The organism is Shigella sp. SIG3 (genome assembly GCF_053555855.1).
The window spans coordinates 20541-37788 of sequence record NZ_JBQZXE010000007.1 but is presented as its reverse complement, the minus strand read 5'-3'; the positions used below and the strand labels follow the sequence as shown (position 1 = coordinate 37788).

The 17248-nt window shown below is 52.8% G+C and carries 17 protein-coding genes and 1 pseudogene; 9 read left to right on the top strand and 9 right to left on the bottom strand.

Annotated features, from left to right (window positions below):
* Nucleotides 1–37: 37 nt before the first annotated feature.
* Entirely contained in the window at nucleotides 38–1147 is a 1110-nt protein-coding gene (livK, locus tag ACUU1I_RS03110; RefSeq protein ID WP_000827697.1) for a high-affinity branched-chain amino acid ABC transporter substrate-binding protein LivK, read from the bottom strand.
* Between the two features lie 423 nt (nucleotides 1148–1570).
* Here livK and panM point away from each other — a divergent pair, with 423 nt between their 5' ends.
* Nucleotides 1571–1954, top strand: coding sequence for an aspartate 1-decarboxylase autocleavage activator PanM (gene panM, locus ACUU1I_RS03105; protein WP_000778795.1), 384 nt, complete (start codon nucleotides 1571–1573; stop codon nucleotides 1952–1954).
* 198 nt (nucleotides 1955–2152) lie between these two features.
* Here panM and livJ read toward each other — a convergent pair whose 3' ends face one another.
* From livJ to ftsY, 5 genes are all read right to left on the bottom strand, one after another.
* A complete protein-coding gene (gene livJ / locus ACUU1I_RS03100) occupies nucleotides 2153–3256 on the bottom strand; it encodes a branched chain amino acid ABC transporter substrate-binding protein LivJ (RefSeq protein WP_001021996.1) in 1104 nt (367 codons plus the stop codon).
* Between the two features lie 270 nt (nucleotides 3257–3526).
* Nucleotides 3527–4381 carry an RNA polymerase sigma factor RpoH gene (gene rpoH, locus ACUU1I_RS03095; protein WP_000130216.1) on the bottom strand — a complete coding sequence of 285 codons (855 nt, stop codon included), beginning with the start codon at nucleotides 4379–4381 and terminating at the stop codon, nucleotides 3527–3529.
* A 244-nt stretch (nucleotides 4382–4625) separates the two neighbouring features.
* Nucleotides 4626–5684, bottom strand: a complete 1059-nt coding sequence (gene ftsX / locus ACUU1I_RS03090; protein ID WP_001042003.1) for a permease-like cell division protein FtsX — start codon at nucleotides 5682–5684, stop codon at nucleotides 4626–4628.
* Nucleotides 5677–6345, bottom strand: coding sequence for a cell division ATP-binding protein FtsE (ftsE, locus tag ACUU1I_RS03085; RefSeq protein ID WP_000617723.1), 669 nt, complete (start codon nucleotides 6343–6345; stop codon nucleotides 5677–5679). Before ftsE ends, ftsX begins: the two co-directional genes overlap by 8 nt.
* A 2-nt stretch (nucleotides 6346–6347) precedes the next feature.
* On the bottom strand, nucleotides 6348–7844 hold the full coding sequence (ftsY, locus tag ACUU1I_RS03080) for a signal recognition particle-docking protein FtsY (protein ID WP_001040710.1): 1497 nt from the start codon (nucleotides 7842–7844) through the stop codon (nucleotides 6348–6350).
* A 149-nt stretch (nucleotides 7845–7993) separates the two neighbouring features.
* On the opposite strand from ftsY, the gene rsmD reads away from it, so the two are divergent.
* Nucleotides 7994–8590 carry a 16S rRNA (guanine(966)-N(2))-methyltransferase gene (gene rsmD / locus ACUU1I_RS03075; RefSeq protein WP_000743201.1) on the top strand — a complete coding sequence of 199 codons (597 nt, stop codon included), beginning with the start codon at nucleotides 7994–7996 and terminating at the stop codon, nucleotides 8588–8590.
* On the top strand, nucleotides 8580–8849 hold the full coding sequence (locus tag ACUU1I_RS03070; protein ID WP_001295207.1) for a DUF1145 family protein: 270 nt from the start codon (nucleotides 8580–8582) through the stop codon (nucleotides 8847–8849). The genes rsmD and ACUU1I_RS03070 overlap by 11 nt, the downstream gene beginning before the upstream one ends.
* A 2-nt stretch (nucleotides 8850–8851) precedes the next feature.
* Here the strand turns inward: ACUU1I_RS03070 and ACUU1I_RS03065 are convergent, their stop codons facing one another.
* Entirely contained in the window at nucleotides 8852–9211 is a 360-nt protein-coding gene (locus tag ACUU1I_RS03065) for a DUF2500 domain-containing protein (protein ID WP_000042900.1), read from the bottom strand.
* A gap of 140 nt (nucleotides 9212–9351) precedes the next feature.
* Here ACUU1I_RS03065 and ACUU1I_RS03060 point away from each other — a divergent pair, with 140 nt between their 5' ends.
* A complete protein-coding gene (locus ACUU1I_RS03060) occupies nucleotides 9352–9978 on the top strand; it encodes a lysoplasmalogenase (RefSeq protein WP_000964718.1) in 627 nt (208 codons plus the stop codon).
* Nucleotides 9979–10051: 73 nt separating this feature from the next.
* Nucleotides 10052–12250: a Zn(II)/Cd(II)/Pb(II) translocating P-type ATPase ZntA gene (gene zntA / locus ACUU1I_RS03055; protein ID WP_000106519.1), complete on the top strand. Its 2199-nt coding sequence runs from the start codon at nucleotides 10052–10054 to the stop codon at nucleotides 12248–12250.
* A 101-nt stretch (nucleotides 12251–12351) separates the two neighbouring features.
* Here the strand turns inward: zntA and tusA are convergent, their stop codons facing one another.
* Nucleotides 12352–12597 (bottom strand): sulfurtransferase TusA, encoded by a 246-nt coding sequence (tusA, locus tag ACUU1I_RS03050; protein ID WP_000130621.1) that lies wholly within the window; start codon nucleotides 12595–12597, stop codon nucleotides 12352–12354.
* 220 nt (nucleotides 12598–12817) lie between these two features.
* On the opposite strand from tusA, the gene ACUU1I_RS03045 reads away from it, so the two are divergent.
* Together ACUU1I_RS03045 and dcrB are read left to right on the top strand one after the other, a co-directional pair.
* Entirely contained in the window at nucleotides 12818–13483 is a 666-nt protein-coding gene (locus ACUU1I_RS03045; RefSeq protein ID WP_001100467.1) for a 7-cyano-7-deazaguanine/7-aminomethyl-7-deazaguanine transporter, read from the top strand.
* 72 nt (nucleotides 13484–13555) lie between these two features.
* Nucleotides 13556–14113 carry a phage sensitivity protein DcrB gene (gene dcrB, locus ACUU1I_RS03040; RefSeq protein ID WP_001245295.1) on the top strand — a complete coding sequence of 186 codons (558 nt, stop codon included), beginning with the start codon at nucleotides 13556–13558 and terminating at the stop codon, nucleotides 14111–14113.
* Between the two features lie 3 nt (nucleotides 14114–14116).
* Here the strand turns inward: dcrB and ACUU1I_RS03035 are convergent.
* Nucleotides 14117–15334: pseudogene (locus tag ACUU1I_RS03035) on the bottom strand (MFS transporter).
* Between the two features lie 131 nt (nucleotides 15335–15465).
* On the opposite strand from ACUU1I_RS03035, the gene ACUU1I_RS03030 reads away from it, so the two are divergent.
* Nucleotides 15466–16515: an AI-2E family transporter gene (locus ACUU1I_RS03030; protein ID WP_005071993.1), complete on the top strand. Its 1050-nt coding sequence runs from the start codon at nucleotides 15466–15468 to the stop codon at nucleotides 16513–16515.
* Nucleotides 16516–16569: 54 nt separating this feature from the next.
* Entirely contained in the window at nucleotides 16570–17157 is a 588-nt protein-coding gene (acpT, locus tag ACUU1I_RS03025; RefSeq protein WP_000285784.1) for a 4'-phosphopantetheinyl transferase AcpT, read from the top strand.
* The last annotated feature ends 91 nt before the right edge of the window (nucleotides 17158–17248 follow it).

Here is a 17248-nt window from a genome sequence, read left to right as displayed (position 1 = left end):
TTCTAAACCCGCCCGCATTTTACGGGCGGTGGGATGATCACTTGGCTGCCGTGGATGAACCGTCGGCGTGCCACTGGAAGACACCAAAATCAAATCCCTTAAGATCGCCTTTTTCATCCCAGTTCAGCGGCCCAATCACGGTGTTTGCACCGTTAGCTTTTAAATCTTTCACCAGCGCCAGCGGCTCATCGCTGCCGGTACGCTCAAGGGCAGTTGCCAGAGATTGCACTGCCGCGTAAGTGATCCAGACATAAGGCCCGGACGGATCTTTCTTGTCTGCTTTCAGCGCATCAACGATGCCCTGGTTTGCCGGATCCTGGTCATAGCGTTTTGGCATAGTGACCAACATGCCTTCGGCGGCATCACCGGCAATGTTCGACAGCGATGCGTTACCGACACCTTCTGGCCCCATAAACTGGGTTTTCAGGCCAACGGAACGGGCTTGGCGCAGCATCTGCCCCATTTCCGGGTAGTAACCGCCGTAGTAAACGAAGTCGATATTTTCTTTTTTCAGGCGGGCGATCAGCGCGGAGAAATCTTTCTCCCCGGCGGTAATACCGTCGAAGAAGACGACGTTGGCGTTAGCCGCTTTCAGCCCGTCCTGCACCGAACGCGCCAGCCCTTCGCCATACTGTTGTTTGTCGTGAATGATGGCGATGCGCTGGGGCTTCACCGTCTCAAGAATGTATTTTGCCGCCGTAGGCCCCTGGGAAGAGTCCAGTCCGGCAGTACGCATAATGTGTTGATAACCGCGTTGGGTCAGCTCCGGGTTGGTCGCTCCCGGCGAGATCATCAGAATACCTTCGTCTTCGTAGATATCCGACGCTGGCTGGGTAGAGGAAGAACACAGATGACCAATAACGTATTTAATGCCGTCGTTAACGATTTTGTTGGCGACCGCAACGGCTTGTTTCGGGTCGCAGGCGTCGTCATATTCCACGCCAACCAGCTTGTCGCCCTTAATTCCCCCTTTGACATTAATGTCTTTAATCGCCTGACGCGCGCCGTTAAATTCCATATCGCCCCACTGGGCAATCGGGCCGGACATCGCGCCGACAACGGCGACTTTAATATCGTCAGCCATAGCGGTGTGTGAAATTGCCAGTGCAATCATCCCTGCGATGATAGTTTTCGCATTCCGTTTCATAGTCAAAAATCCCCATTCGTGATGTTGTGTTGCTTTGTTTTTATGTGTTAACAAATCAGACTGTTCTTTTTTTATACTGCACTGTTTTTGCCTGTCTGATTAAGGGGTTAGCGCAGTATTTTGTGATGATAGCGATTAAAATCCCTATTTTTCAGTCGATTAAGAACAGATAATATTCTGAATTTATTGATAGATAAACAGAAAAAAGTGCCTTTGTCAGCATAAAATAACGGCACAAAGGGCGGAATAATTCACTATCATTCAGGGGATTATGCTGGACATTTTTCATTCTCTAATGTTTTAACTTTGTAATTATTGCTGTTAAAAAATTAATCACCTGCCAAAAGAAATAAAAAAGAGAAAGCCTCCGATTAAATTATTTCGCTACACTGGTTCCACTTTTGTGATTTACACGGGTTACCCATGAAGCTGACCATCATTCGATTAGAAAACTTTAGCGACCAGGACCGGATTGACCTGCAAAAGATCTGGCCGGAGTATTCCCCTTCCTCTTTACAGGTTGACGATAACCACCGTATCTACGCCGCGCGTTTTAACGAGCGTCTGCTTGCGGCCGTGCGGGTAACCTTAAGCGGCACCGAGGGAGCACTGGATTCTCTACGCGTGCGGGAAGTCACCCGCCGTCGCGGTGTGGGGCAATATCTGCTGGAAGAGGTTTTGCGTAACAATCCTGGCGTTTCATGCTGGTGGATGGCGGATGCAGGCGTGGAAGATCGCGGTGTGATGACGGCGTTTATGCAGGCACTGGGATTTACGGCACAGCAGGGCGGCTGGGAGAAGCGTTAATCGTCAAGTTGATTTCAAAAGTGATGACCAACGAGAAATTGCCTGATGCGCTACGCTTATCAGGCCTATAATGTGTGCTGCAATTTACTGATTTCTTTGGTTCTTGTAGGCCGGATAAGGCGTTTACGCCGCATCCGGCATGAAGCAACGTATTCGATATTAGCAATTTGGCGGCAACCCAAAGTTGCCGATTAACAATTACTTCGCATCGGTCGCCGTGCCGTTGGCGTGCCAGTCAAATACGCCGAACTCAAAGCCCTTTAGATCGCCTTTCTCATCCCAGGTCAGTGGCCCCATCACGGTATCCACGGAGTTCGCTTTTAGGTATTTGGCGATTTCAGCCGGATCGTCAGACTGATTCAGGCCCGCCTGCAAAGATTGCAGCGCGGCGTAGGTGGTCCAGACGAATGCGCCGCTTGGGTCCTGTTTTTTCGCTTTGATCGCATCAACAATGGGTTTGTTCGCCGGAACCTGATCGTAGTTCTTCGGCTTGGTCACCAGCAGCCCTTCCGCTGATTCGCCCGCAATGTTAGACAGCGAAACGTTAGCCACACCTTCCGGCCCCATAAACTGAGTTTTCAGCCCTGCCGCGCGTGCCTGACGCAGGATTTGCCCCATTTCCGGGTGATAACCGCCGTAGTAAACGAAGTCGATATTCTCTTTTTTCAGACGCGCCACCAGCGTTGAGAAATCTTTTTCCCCGGCGGTGATACCATCAAAGAACACCACGTTAGCATTGCCTTTCTTCAGGCCGTCCTGCACCGCTCGTGCCAGACCTTCGCCGTATTGCTGTTTGTCGTGAACGATAGCAATACGCTGCGGTTTCACTTTCTCAAGAATATATTTCGCCGCCGTCGGCCCCTGGTCGGAGTCCAGGCCGGTGGTGCGCAGGATCAGCTGATAGCCACGGGCGGTCAGCTCCGGCGCGGTTGCCGCTGGGGTGATCATTAAAATGCCTTCGTCTTCGTAGATGTCAGACGCAGGCTGCGTTGATGAAGAACAGAGGTGACCAATCACATATTTAATACCGTCGTTAACGACTTTGTTCGCCACCGCAACCGCCTGTTTCGGGTCACAGGCATCGTCATATTTTACGATTTGCAGTTTGTTGCCTTTAATGCCGCCTTTAGCGTTGATATCCGCAACCGCCTGCTCTGCGCCGGTAAACTCCTGGTCACCGTACTGCGCAACCGGACCGGACATTGCACCCACGACCGCGACTTTAATATCTTCTGCCAGAGCCATATTGCTGAATGCCAGCGCGATACATCCTGCCAGTAACGCTTTACCCTTTATGTTCATCCTGAGAATCCCCATTCTTCTGGTTATTACGTGTGTTGTGATGTTGTTGTTCAGCACTTTATTTCGTTTTATGCATGACTACCCGTGCTTTAGCAGCATACTCTGCTAAAACATACCCGATTTTTATGATATTGGAATAGCTATTTTGACAGTTTATTAACAATCTGCGTGGGGATTGGCGTTTTGCCGGAGGGGGAATTGATTATTGTAGAGGCCCAAAAAACAAAAACCCCGGACTCTCATCCAGGGTTCTCTGCTTAATAGCGGAAATTACGCTTCAATAGCGGCGCGAAGTTTTTTCATCGCGTTCTTTTCCAGTTGGCGCACACGTTCAGCGGAAACACCGTAACGGTCAGCCAGTTCCTGCAACGTGGACTTGTTGTCTTCGTCCAGCCAGCGCGCACGGATGATGTCCTGGCTGCGTTCGTCCAGACCATGCATCGCGTCGGTCAGACGGTTTGCCGCCTGCTCTTCCCAGTTATCATCTTCGATGCCGTCGGCAAAGTTAGATGATTTATCCTGCAGATAGAGCACCGGTGCCATCGGCTGGCTGTCGGAATCGTCGTCGGAAGACAGGTCAAAGGTCATGTCCTGTGCCGCCATACGTGATTCCATCTCACGTACGTCTTTGCTGGTTACGCCCAGTTCACGGGCCACCATTTCGACTTCATCCTGGTTAAACCAGCCCAGACGCTGCTTGGTTTTACGCAGGTTGAAGAACAGTTTGCGCTGCGCTTTGGTGGTCGCAACTTTGACGATACGCCAGTTACGCAGAACGTATTCGTGGATCTCTGCTTTGATCCAGTGGACGGCGAAGGAGACCAGGCGCACACCCACTTCCGGGTTAAAACGGCGCACTGCTTTCATCAGGCCGATGTTACCTTCCTGAATCAAATCCGCCTGTGGCAGGCCATAGCCCGCATAATTACGAGCAATATGAACAACAAACCGCAGGTGAGACAGGATCAGCGTTTTAGCTGCTTCCAGATCGCCATGGTAATGCAGCTTTTCAGCCAGCGCCCGCTCCTCGTCAGCCGACAACATCGGCCACGCGTTAGCTGCCCGGATGTAGGAATCCAGGTTGCCAACTGGGGCTAAAGCTAAACTTTGCATTTTGTCAGTCATTCAAATCCTCTCAATCGATATCTTCTGGCGCTTCAGTGGTAGCAACAACTGTGCCAAAGCTTAAGAGCAACGAGGTTATCATTCACTGTTTTATCAGACCGTGATTTTATCCACAAGTTCAATGCAAGCTTGTGAATAAATTACGCACAAAATGTGACATAGAGATGAAATACCGGGAAGAGACAACGGGGTCTCTTTCCCTGCTACGGAACCCATTGCAGGGAAAGAGTATAACACGCTTTTATTATTCAGGCGTAAAGTGGCGTAAATGTTGTACCGTGGCAAGCCACGCTGCCACCCAGCCAATCATCGAGCATACCAGCAGCAATAGCAGGCATTCATCGAACGATAAACCATTGATATCAAACTTCGTTCCGAAAACCTGTGCCACTTCCGCCACCGCTGACGACAAACGCAGTACCAGAATTTCTGACAAAATTAATGACAACAATGCGCCAGAAAATCCCAGCAGCGCACCACCGTACAGGAACGGGCGAAGGATGAAACCATCCGTCGCACCAATCAGTTTCTGCACGTTGATGGAGTCACGGCGAGCAAAGATGCTCAGACGTACGCTGTTGCCGATGACGAGGAACACTGCCGCCACCATCAACACGCCGATCATCGCCGAAACGCGCCCAACCAGCCCGGTCAACGCCGCCAGACGGGCAAACCAGCTGTCATCCATCCGCACTTCGTCAATGCCGTTAATCTGCGTGATACGATCACGCAGCGTATTGAGTGATTCCGTCCCCTGAAAATCGAGTTTCGGGATCACCACCGCCACTGCCGGAAGCGGGTTTTCTTCCAGCATATCCAGCGCACCACCAAAACCAGACCAGTTACGGAACTCGCCCAGTGCGTCTTCACGAGAAAGATAGTTCACTTTCTCCACGCCTTGCTCGGCCTGCAACTGTGCCACCACGCCCGCAGCGGCGTCATCGTCCAGCGTTTTTTGCAAGTAAACAGTGATTTGCGGTGACGGATAATACTGCGTCGCCGCCTGATTAACGTTTTTGTACACCATATAACAGACGCTGGGCAGCGTCAGGGAGATGGCGATAACCATCACCGTTAAAAACGTGGCGAACGGTTTGCTTTTCAGATCCTGCAATGCGCCGTGGAAGGCATAGCGCACCTGTTCGTTGAAAACGTTGGTTTTGCGATTTACCGGTTTTGGCGAGGATTTCGCGCGTTTCGGTGCGTTACGACCGCCGTCGCCTGAGCCGCCGACCGATTTACGGAAGCGATCCAGACGCCCACCAAACTGCCGAATATGATTGATTGCATCGCGCTTATTCATGGCCCACGCCTCCATGCAAGTGACCATCGCTCAGGGTGAGCATGCGATAGGAACGCCGTGAAATCAGGTTAATGTCGTGCGTTGCCATCAATACGGTTACCCCAACGCGGTTAAATTCTTCAAACAGACGTAGAATCCCTTCCGACAACGCGTCGTCCAGGTTACCGGTCGGTTCGTCCGCCAGCAGTACCGCGGGCTTATTCACCACCGCGCGGGCAATGCCAACACGCTGTTGTTCACCGCCGGAAAGCTGAATAGGGAAGTTCTTCGCTTTGTCCAGTAGCCCGACTTTATCCAGTGCCGCCGACACCCGGCGACGAATATCGTCACCGCTGGCACCAGCGATAATCAGCGGGATCGCCACGTTATCGTAGACAGTACGGTCCATCAGTAGATGGTGATCCTGGAAAATCATGCCAATCTGGCGGCGCAGAAACGGAACTTCACGGTTTTTCAGACGCGTGATGTCATGGCCGCTAAACCAGATTTTCCCGGCGCTGGGCCGCTCAATCCCACAGATCAGCTTCAGGAGGGTACTTTTCCCTGCGCCGGAATGACCGGTCAGAAACGCCATCTCACCCGGCTGCATATGGAACGTAACGCCCTGCAGCGCCTGTCTCCCACCGAGATAAGCCTTGCTGACATGTTCAAAGCGAATCATTGTTAATCCTCTCGGGCAAAAAGTGCCTCTATAAAGTCGTCCGCCTTAAACGGACGCAAATCCTCAATACGTTCGCCGACACCAATGTAGCGGATAGGGATACCAAACTGGTCAGCCACCGAGAAAATTACCCCGCCTTTCGCCGTGCCGTCCAGTTTCGTTAGCGTGATGCCGGTTAAGCCAACAGCTTCGTGGAACAGTTTGGCCTGGCTTACCGCGTTCTGCCCGGTGCTGGCATCAATAGTCAGCATAACTTCATGCGGCGCTTCAACGTCGAGTTTCTTCATCACGCGGACGATTTTCTTCAACTCTTCCATCAGATGCGATTTGTTCTGCAGACGTCCGGCGGTATCGGCAATCAGGACGTCGATATTACGCGCTTTAGCTGCCTGAATGGCGTCGAAGATAACAGAGGCGGAATCCGCACCGGTATGCTGGGCAATCACCGGAATATTGTTGCGCTGACCCCAGACCTGAAGCTGTTCAACCGCAGCTGCACGGAAAGTATCGCCCGCCGCCAGCATCACCGATTTACCCTGCTGCTCAAACTGACGCGCCAGCTTACCAATCGTCGTGGTTTTACCCACACCGTTGACGCCCACCATCAGGATCACGAACGGCGTTTTATCTTCAACATTCAGCGGCTCATCGACTTTCGCCAGAATCTCACCCATCTCTTCTTTCAGCAGGCCATAGAGCGCCTCGGCATCACGAAGCTGCTTGCGGGATGCGCCTTCCGTCAGATTGGTGATAATTTTACGTGTGGTTTCCACGCCCACATCGGCGATCAACAGCTGTTCTTCCAGCTCTTCAAACAGATCATCGTCGATTTTTTTACCGCGGAACAGGCTGATAAATCCGGAACCGAGATTTTCTTTGGTTTTTAACAGGCTGCGTTTCAGGCGCGCGAAGAAGCCTTCTTTGGTCGGTTTTTCTTGCTCCTGGGCAATTTCTTCAACCGGCTGTTCTTCTTCTGCCGGAGGAACTACCATCACCGCCTCTTCTGCCGCTTCGGCAGCCAGCGCCTGTGCTTCCAGCTCTTCGTCGGTGATTTCTTCTTTAGCCGCTTCTTCTTCTGCCGCTTCGACAATCTCTACGGTTTCCGCTTCAGCCTGCCACTCTTCTGGCGAAACCTCTTCGGCGTTGACGTCTTCCGGCAACGGCAGCTCTTCACGTTCGATAGCCACTGGCTCCGGCGTTTCTTCTACGACCGGTTCCGGCTGTGCAACAACTTCCGCTTCAGGCTGCGCTTTTTCACTTTCAACAACCTGTTCAGTGACTTCCACAACGTCGGCAGCAAAAGTTTCCGCCTCGGCTTCAGTATGCGCCTGCGGCTGCTCTTCAACGGCTTGTTCAGAAGCCTTCGCAGGCTCTTGCGCCTGAACGATTTCTTCTACAACCGGTTGTTCATTCTGAACTTCTGTCTCTTTTTCCGGGGTCTGCTCTTTTTGACCAAAGCCCAGCCAGGAAAAAAAGCCACGTCTTTTTTCTTTCGCCATTTGCGACTACACTCCTCGCTGTTGCTTCATGGCACAGCGTTAACGCTATGTACATGGCAGCTAAAAAAATGATGAAATAGTCTATCACTTAACTTAATTCACATCACCGCCTGCAAGTATATGTTATCTGGCGGATTGAGCAATTTATCATGAAAAAACCGAATCATTCCGGCAGCGGCCAAATCCGCATTATTGGCGGGCAGTGGCGAGGCCGTAAACTCCCGGTTCCTGATAGCCCAGGTCTGCGCCCCACCACCGACCGCGTACGCGAAACGTTGTTTAACTGGCTGGCTCCGGTCATTGTTGACGCCCAATGTCTGGATTGCTTCGCCGGGAGCGGCGCGCTGGGGCTGGAAGCGTTATCGCGCTACGCTGCGGGGGCAACGTTGATTGAGATGGATCGCGTGGTTTCTCAGCAGTTAATTAAGAATCTGGCGACACTAAAAGCAGGCAATGCACGCGTGGTGAACAGCAACGCAATGTCATTCCTGGCGCAAAAAGGCACACCGCATAATATCGTGTTTGTCGATCCACCGTTCCGCCGTGGCTTGTTAGAAGAGACGATAAATTTACTGGAAGATAACGGCTGGCTGGCTGACGAAGCCCTGATTTATGTCGAAAGCGAAGTCGAAAACGGTCTGCCCACTGTTCCGGCAAACTGGTCATTACATCGGGAAAAAGTGGCGGGTCAGGTGGCTTATCGGCTGTATCAACACGAAGCACAAGGAGAAAGTGATGCTGATTAATATTGGTCGTTTGTTAATGCTCTGCGTTTGGGGATTTTTAATCCTCAATCTGGTGCATCCCTTCCCGCGCCCGCTAAATATTTTCGTTAACGTGGCGCTGATTTTTACCGTGCTGATGCATGGTATGCAGCTGGCGCTATTGAAATCCACTTTACCGAAAGATGGCCCGCAGATGACCACCGCCGAAAAGGTGCGGATTTTCCTTTTCGGCGTGTTTGAACTGCTGGTCTGGCAGAAGAAATTTAAAGTTAAAAAATAACCTTATTGTTCGCCAACAAAGCTAACAAAGCGCGTTCCTTTATAGCTCAGCGTACCTTTATCGCCCACGGTCAGGGCGTGGTACTGCTGGGCGTCGAGGCGAAACGTCTGCTCCATTCCTCCGCTTTGCGGTTTGAAGCTTGCCTCATAGCGCATACTGGTGCCTGCCGGAGTCACTTCCTGCTGGCGCGAACGGCGATCGTTAATCGGTTTTTCCCGCTTGTTGCTCACCACCACCAGCTTTTGCTGGAGCGGAGCCATATCATTATCAGCTTTTTCCCGTCGCTGTTGCATAAAACGAAACGATGCGGCGACGACAATTAAGCCAATGATAACAATAAAGAAAAGAGGTGGTTTACTCATCTTTATCCCTCATCGGAAAATGCGGAATTAAGCATACCCTGCCAGTTATGGTGTTGTCATCCGTCCACCCTCGCCACTAAACTGGAAGCAAGACCGTAGGCATTCCGCTTACGAAAAAATAACGAATTCAAGGAACTAAGATGCTTTGGTCGTTTATCGCTGTCTGTCTTTCCGCATGGCTATCTGTGGATGCATCGTATCGTGGGCCAACCTGGCAACGCTGGGTGTTTAAACCGTTAACCCTTCTTCTCCTGCTGTTACTGGCCTGGCAAGCACCGATGTTCGACGCCATTAGCTATCTGGTGCTGGCGGGACTGTGCGCCTCACTGCTGGGCGATGCGCTAACCCTGTTGCCACGTCAACGTCTGATGTACGCCATCGGCGCGTTTTTCCTCTCGCACCTGCTGTACACCATCTATTTCGCCAGTCAGATGACGCTCTCTTTCTTCTGGCCTCTGCCACTGGTGTTGCTGGTTCTGGGTGCGCTGCTACTGGCGATTATCTGGACGCGGCTGGAAGAGTACCGTTGGCCTATCTGCACGTTTATCGGCATGACGCTGGTGATGGTGTGGCTGGCAGGTGAACTGTGGTTCTTCCGTCCGACCGCTCCGGCGCTCTCTGCGTTTGTTGGCGCTTCGTTGCTGTTTATCAGTAACTTTGTCTGGCTGGGGAGCCACTATCGCCGACGCTTCCGTGCGGATAACGCGATTGCTGCGGCCTGCTACTTTGCCGGTCACTTCCTCATCGTCCGCTCACTGTATCTCTGATAAAACTTGACTCTGGAGTCGACTCCAGAGTGTATCCTTCGGTTAATGAGAAAAAACTTAACCGGAGGATGCCATGTCGACACCTGACAATCACGGCAAGAAAGCCCCTCAATTTGCTGCGTTCAAACCGCTAACCACGGTACAGAACGCCAACGACTGTTGCTGCGACGGCGCATGCTCCAGCTCGCCAACGCTCTCTGAAAACGTCTCCGGCACCCGCTATAGCTGGAAAGTCAGCGGCATGGACTGCGCCGCCTGTGCGCGCAAGGTAGAAAATGCCGTGCGCCAGCTTGCAGGCGTGAATCAGGTGCAGGTGTTGTTCGCCACCGAAAAACTGGTGGTTGATGCCGACAATGACATCCGTGCCCAGGTTGAATCTGCGGTGCAAAAAGCGGGCTATTCCCTGCGCGATGAGCAGGCCGCCGACGAGCCACAAGCATCGCGCCTGAAAGAGAATCTGCCGCTGATTACGCTTATCGTGATGATGGCAATCAGCTGGGGTCTGGAGCAGTTCAATCATCCGTTCGGGCAACTGGCGTTTATCGCGACCACGCTAGTTGGGCTGTACCCGATTGCTCATCAGGCATTACGGCTGATCAAATCCGGCAGCTACTTCGCCATTGAAACCTTAATGAGCGTAGCCGCTATTGGTGCACTGTTTATTGGCGCAACGGCTGAAGCTGCGATGGTGTTGCTGCTGTTTTTGATTGGTGAACGACTGGAAGGCTGGGCCGCCAGCCGCGCGCGTCAGGGCGTTAGCGCGTTAATGGCGCTGAAACCAGAAACCGCCACGCGCCTGCGTAACGGTGAGCGGGAAGAGGTGGCGATTAACAGCCTGCGGCCTGGCGATGTGATTGAAGTCGCCGCAGGTGGGCGTTTGCCTGCCGACGGTAAACTGCTCTCACCGTTTGCCAGTTTTGATGAAAGCGCCCTAACCGGAGAATCCATTCCGGTGGAGCGCGCGACGGGCGATAAAGTTCCTGCAGGAGCCACCAGCGTAGACCGTCTGGTAACGCTGGAAGTGCTGTCAGAACCGGGTGCCAGCGCCATTGACCGGATTCTGAAACTGATCGAAGAAGCCGAAGAGCGCCGCGCCCCCATTGAGCGGTTTATCGACCGTTTCAGCCGTATTTATACGCCAGCGATTATGGCCGTCGCCCTGCTGGTAACGCTAGTGCCGCCGCTGCTGTTTGCCGCCAGCTGGCAGGAGTGGATTTATAAAGGTCTGACGCTGCTGCTGATTGGTTGCCCGTGTGCGTTAGTTATCTCAACGCCTGCGGCGATAACCTCCGGGCTGGCAGCAGCAGCGCGTCGTGGGGCGTTAATTAAAGGCGGTGCGGCGCTGGAACAACTAGGTCGTGTTACCCAAGTGGCGTTTGATAAAACCGGTACGCTGACCGTCGGTAAACCGCGCGTTACCGCGATTCATCCGGCAACGGGTATTAGTGAATCTGAACTGCTGACACTGGCGGCGGCGGTCGAGCAAGGCGCGACGCATCCACTGGCGCAAGCCATCGTACGCGAAGCACAGGTTGCTGAACTCGCCATTCCCACCGCCGAATCACAGCGGGCACTGGTCGGGTCTGGCATTGAAGCGCAGGTTAATGGTGAGCGCGTGTTGATATGCGCTGCCGGGAAACATCCCGCTGATGCATTTGCTGGTTTGATTAATGAACTGGAAAGCGCCGGGCAAACGGTTGTGCTGGTAGTACGTAATGATGACGTGCTGGGTATCATTGCATTGCAGGATACCCTGCGCGCCGACGCTACAACTGCCATCAGTGAACTGAACGCGCTGGGGGTTAAAGGAGTGATCCTCACCGGCGATAATCCACGCGCAGCGGCGGCAATTGCCGGGGAGCTGGGGCTGGAGTTTAAAGCGGGCCTATTGCCGGAAGATAAAGTCAAAGCGGTGACCAAGCTGAATCAACATGCGCCCCTGGCGATGGTCGGTGATGGTATTAACGACGCGCCAGCGATGAAAGCTGCCGCCATCGGGATTGCTATGGGTAGCGGCACAGACGTGGCGCTGGAAACCGCCGACGCAGCATTAACCCATAACCACCTGCGCGGCCTGGTGCAAATGATTGAACTGGCACGCGCCACTCACGCCAATATCCGCCAGAACATCACCATTGCGCTGGGACTGAAAGGGATCTTCCTCGTCACCACGCTTTTAGGGATGACCGGGTTGTGGCTGGCAGTGCTGGCAGATACGGGTGCGACGGTGCTGGTGACGGCGAATGCGTTAAGGTTGTTGCGCAGGAGATAAGGCAAACCGATCGCAACATTGAGCGCGATCGGTCCCCTCGCCCCTCTGGGGAGAGGGTTAGGGGGTGAGGAAAAGGCGGCATCGAAGCCAATCAGCCCCTATCAACCGCCTTTACGAATCAAATAACGATAAGGCAGTCCATCCGTCTCTTTCGCAACCAGTTCGTGTTCCATAAAGGTACAAAACCCAGGAATATCGCGGGTAGTGGCCGGATCGTCGGCGATAATCAGCAACGTTTCGCCAGGCTGCATATTGCGCACGGTTTTGCGCACCATCATCACCGGTTCCGGGCAGCGCAGGCCAAGCGCGTCGAGTGTGTGGTCAGGGCTGGAAAAGAGATCGGTCATTTTCTTCTCATCACTTAAAAAAACGGCGCTAGTTTACGCCCTGTGAGTCCGTAAGCAAACCAGGTTAACGATTGCGTGAAAATTAACCATTGCATTGTCAACGTAAAGCAGTATCATGCGGCGGCTCGAAAAAAGGGTAAGCACGTTATTATGTTAAGGTAACAGACGTGTCGTACGTATTGGGTTCCCTCACCCCAATGGTTAATCAAAAAGGTACAATATGAACGTTTTCTCGCAAACTCAACGCTATAAGGCGTTGTTCTGGTTATCGTTATTTCATCTTCTGGTGATCACCTCCAGTAACTATCTGGTTCAGCTTCCCGTCTCCATTTTTGGTTTCCATACCACCTGGGGCGCGTTTAGCTTTCCGTTTATTTTTCTTGCTACCGACCTGACCGTGCGTATTTTTGGCGCACCGCTGGCCCGACGCATTATCTTCGCGGTAATGATCCCTGCGTTATTAATCTCCTACGTCATCTCGTCGCTATTCTATATGGGTTCCTGGCAGGGATTCGGCGCACTCGCCCACTTCAACCTGTTTGTCGCCCGTATCGCCACCGCCAGTTTCATGGCCTACGCGCTGGGGCAAATCCTCGACGTGCACGTTTTTAACCGCCTGCGTCAGAGTCGCCGCTGGTGGCTGGCACCGACAGCGTCCACACTGTTCGGTAACGTCAGCGACACGCTGGCCTTTTTCTTCATTGCCTTCTGGCGTAGCCCGGATGCCTTTATGGCTGAACACTGGATGGAAATCGCGCTGGTCGATTACTGTTTCAAAGTGTTAATCAGTATCGTTTTCTTCCTGCCAATGTATGGCGTATTACTCAATATGCTGTTGAAAAGACTGGCAGATAAATCCGAAATCAACGCTTTGCAGGCGAGTTAAAGGTTCGTAATCAGAGTTGTGATAAGATGGATGAATGAGCCGTTATGGCCGTTTATCGAAAGGAAGAAGTCAATGCGCAATCTGGTTAAATATGTCGGAATTGGCCTGCTGGTTATGGGGCTTGCGGCCTGTGATGATAAAGACACTAACGCTACGGCGCAGGGTTCGGTCGCGGAAAGTAACGCTACCGGGAATCCCGTCAACCTGCTTGATGGCAAGTTAAGTTTCTCGCTGCCAGCGGATATGACCGACCAGAGCGGTAAGCTGGGAACGCAGGCCAATAACATGCATGTCTGGTCCGACGCCACCGGGCAGAAAGCAGTCATCGTCATCATGGGCGATGATCCGAAAGAAGATCTGGCGGTGTTGGCGAAGCGTCTGGAAGATCAGCAACGTAGCCGCGATCCGCAGCTGCAAGTGGTAACCAATAAAGCCATTGAGCTGAAAGGTCACAAAATGCAGCAGTTAGACAGTATTATCTCCGCGAAAGGCCAGACGGCGTACTCTTCCGTTATTCTGGGTAACGTGGGTAATCAACTGCTGACCATGCAAATTACGCTGCCAGCTGACGATCAGCAAAAAGCGCAAACCACCGCAGAAAACATCATTAATACGCTGGTTATTCAGTAAGTTTTAAGATGATGAGGCGGCCTCAGGGACGTGTTCCGGAGGCCGTTTTTTTAATCGCCACGTCAGTAATAACGCGATTGCGACCAGTCCCGCCGCCGCCAGATAAATCACCGGTACGCCCGCCCAGCTCATCACCAGCCCAGCCAGTGGTCCAGTCACGCCAAGCGATAAATCCATAAATACGGTGTAAGTTGCCAGCGCCGCCCCCTAATTTTGCTGCGGAACCGCTTTTACCGCCACTACACCCAATGCCGGGAACACCAGCGAAAACCCGGCCCCCGCCAGTAAGACGCCGATTTTCGCCATCCACGGCATAGTCGCCACGCCAACCAGTAGCAGGCCGATTATCTCAACGCTAAAGCAAATCATCGCTACGTTTAAGCCACCGATACGGTTAATGCCGTTAGGGAATAACAAACGCGTACCGACAAACGCACAGCTAAACAGCGTCAGCGCGAAAGCCGCACCGTCCCAACCTTTAGCGTCATAAAACAGCGTGATAAAGGTGGCGATGACGCCAAATCCGGCGGAAGCCAGTGCCAGCGCCATACCGTACAGCCAGACGCGCCCAAGCACCGCGCGAAACGGCAGCGGTTTGCCTTTACTGGCTTTTACCGTCGGACGCGGGATCGCCAACAAAATGGCCACCAGCGCCACGCCCATAATGATTAACGCTAACGCCTGCAAGCCGCCCCAGTGATAAAACACGACGCCTAACGGCGCACCCATCGCCATCGCCCCGTAAGTGACAATGCCGTTCCACGAAATCACCCGCCCGATATGCAGCGAGCCAACCACTCCAACGCCCCATAGGGTCGATCCCGTTCCGGCAAAACTTTGCCCAATCCCAAGGATGACGCGCCCCAGGCAAAGTAATAACAGGCTGATGACAGGCAGACTGGCGGTTAATCCTGCCGTCAGATACCCCAGACCGCTCAAAAAGCAGCCGCATAAACCGAAGACGACAATCTTTTTGGGTCCCAGCAAATCGGCGTAACGTCCGGCATGAGGGCGGCTCAGCAAGGTGGCGAAATATTGCAGGCTGATAACCAATCCTGCCCAGAAGGCGCTAAAGCCCATCACATCATGGACATAGCCCGGTAATACAGCGAGCGGCAACCCGATGGTGAGGTAGCTGGCGAAGTTAAACATGACAATGGAGACAATGCGCAAATTCAGGCGCAATCCGTTTAGCGCGGGTTCGGCTACGGGTTCGGGCATGAGGATCACCACATTTTTACAACAGTGTTTCATTTTTACCATGTGCTGACGTGAAAATCAGCAGTAAGAATCAGAATATTGCTGGCGTGACTCCCGCTACACTTAACACAAAAAGTCACAAGGAAGCCCCAATGGAAACCCCTCAACCCGATAAAACGGGCATGCACATTCTGCTCAAGTTGGCCTCGCTGGTAGTGATCCTCGCGGGCATTCACGCAGCGGCAGATATCATTGTGCAGCTGTTACTGGCGCTGTTTTTTGCCATCGTCCTCAACCCGCTCGTTACCTGGTTTATTCGTCGGGGAGTACAACGCCCCGTTGCCATTACGATTGTAGTGGTGGTGATGCTGATCGCACTAACCGCGCTGGTCGGCGTACTGGCGGCATCGTTTAACGAATTTATCTCTATGCTGCCGAAGTTTAATAAGGAGCTGACGCGCAAACTTTTTAAATTGCAGGAGATGTTGCCTTTTCTTAATTTGCATATGTCGCCGGAGCGAATGCTGCAGCGGATGGACTCGGAAAAAGTGGTTACCTTCACCACAGCGCTAATGACCGGGCTTTCCGGGGCAATGGCGAGCGTGCTTTTGCTGGTGATGACCGTAGTTTTTATGCTGTTTGAAGTGCGCCACGTCCCTTACAAAATGCGTTTTGCGCTGAATAACCCACAGATTCACATCGCAGGATTACACCGCGCACTTAAAGGCGTTTCGCATTATCTGGCGTTAAAGACGCTACTCAGTTTATGGACAGGTGTCATCGTCTGGCTGGGGCTGGCGCTAATGGGCGTACAGTTTGCGCTGATGTGGGCAGTACTGGCGTTTTTGCTCAACTACGTGCCCAATATCGGCGCGGTAATTTCCGCCGTACCGCCAATGATTCAGGTGCTGCTGTTTAATGGTGTTTACGAATGTATTCTGGTCGGCGCATTGTTTTTAGTGGTCCATATGGTCATCGGCAATATTTTAGAACCACGGATGATGGGCCATCGCCTGGGGATGTCCACCATGGTGGTATTTCTTTCATTGTTAATCTGGGGATGGCTGCTCGGCCCGGTAGGGATGCTACTTTCGGTGCCATTAACCAGCGTGTGTAAAATCTGGATGGAAACGACGAAAGGTGGCAGCAAACTGGCGATTTTACTGGGGCCGGACAGACCGAAAAGTCGGTTACCGGGATGAGGCGACAAGTGATACGATACGCACTTTCATTTTCCATTAAACGTTGGCCCTGATATGTATCGGATAGTTCTGGGGAAAGTTTCGACCTTAAGCGCAGCTCCACTGCCACCGGGTTTACGCGAGCAAGCACCGCAAGGTCCACGACGCGAACGCTGGCTGGCGGGGCGTGCATTGCTTTCGCACACGCTTTCCCCGCTACCGGAGATCATCTATGGCGAACAAGGCAAACCTGCATTCGCGCCGGAAACGCCGCTATGGTTCAACTTAAGCCATAGCGGTGACGATATCGCTCTGCTGTTGAGCGATGAAGGCGAAGTCGGCTGCGATATCGAAGTGATTCGCCCGCGCGCCAACTGGCGCTGGCTGGCGAACGCCGTGTTCAGCCTCGGGGAACACGCTGAAATGGACGCCGTGCATCCTGATCAGCAACTGGAAATGTTCTGGCGCATCTGGACGCGCAAAGAAGCCATCGTTAAACAGCGTGGCGGCAGCGCCTGGCAAATCGTCAGCGTAGATAGCACCTATCACTCCTCGCTGTCAGTCAGCCATTGTCAGCTAGAAAATTTAAGCCTTGCGATCTGCACCCCCACCCCCTTTACGCTCACCGCCGACAGTGTGCAATGGATCGATTCAGTTAACTGATCCGCCCACCCGACTGCCCATCTATTGATCCAGAACAGGTAATCAGTATGACGAATACTTAAAATCGTCATACTTATTTCCGCCATCTATT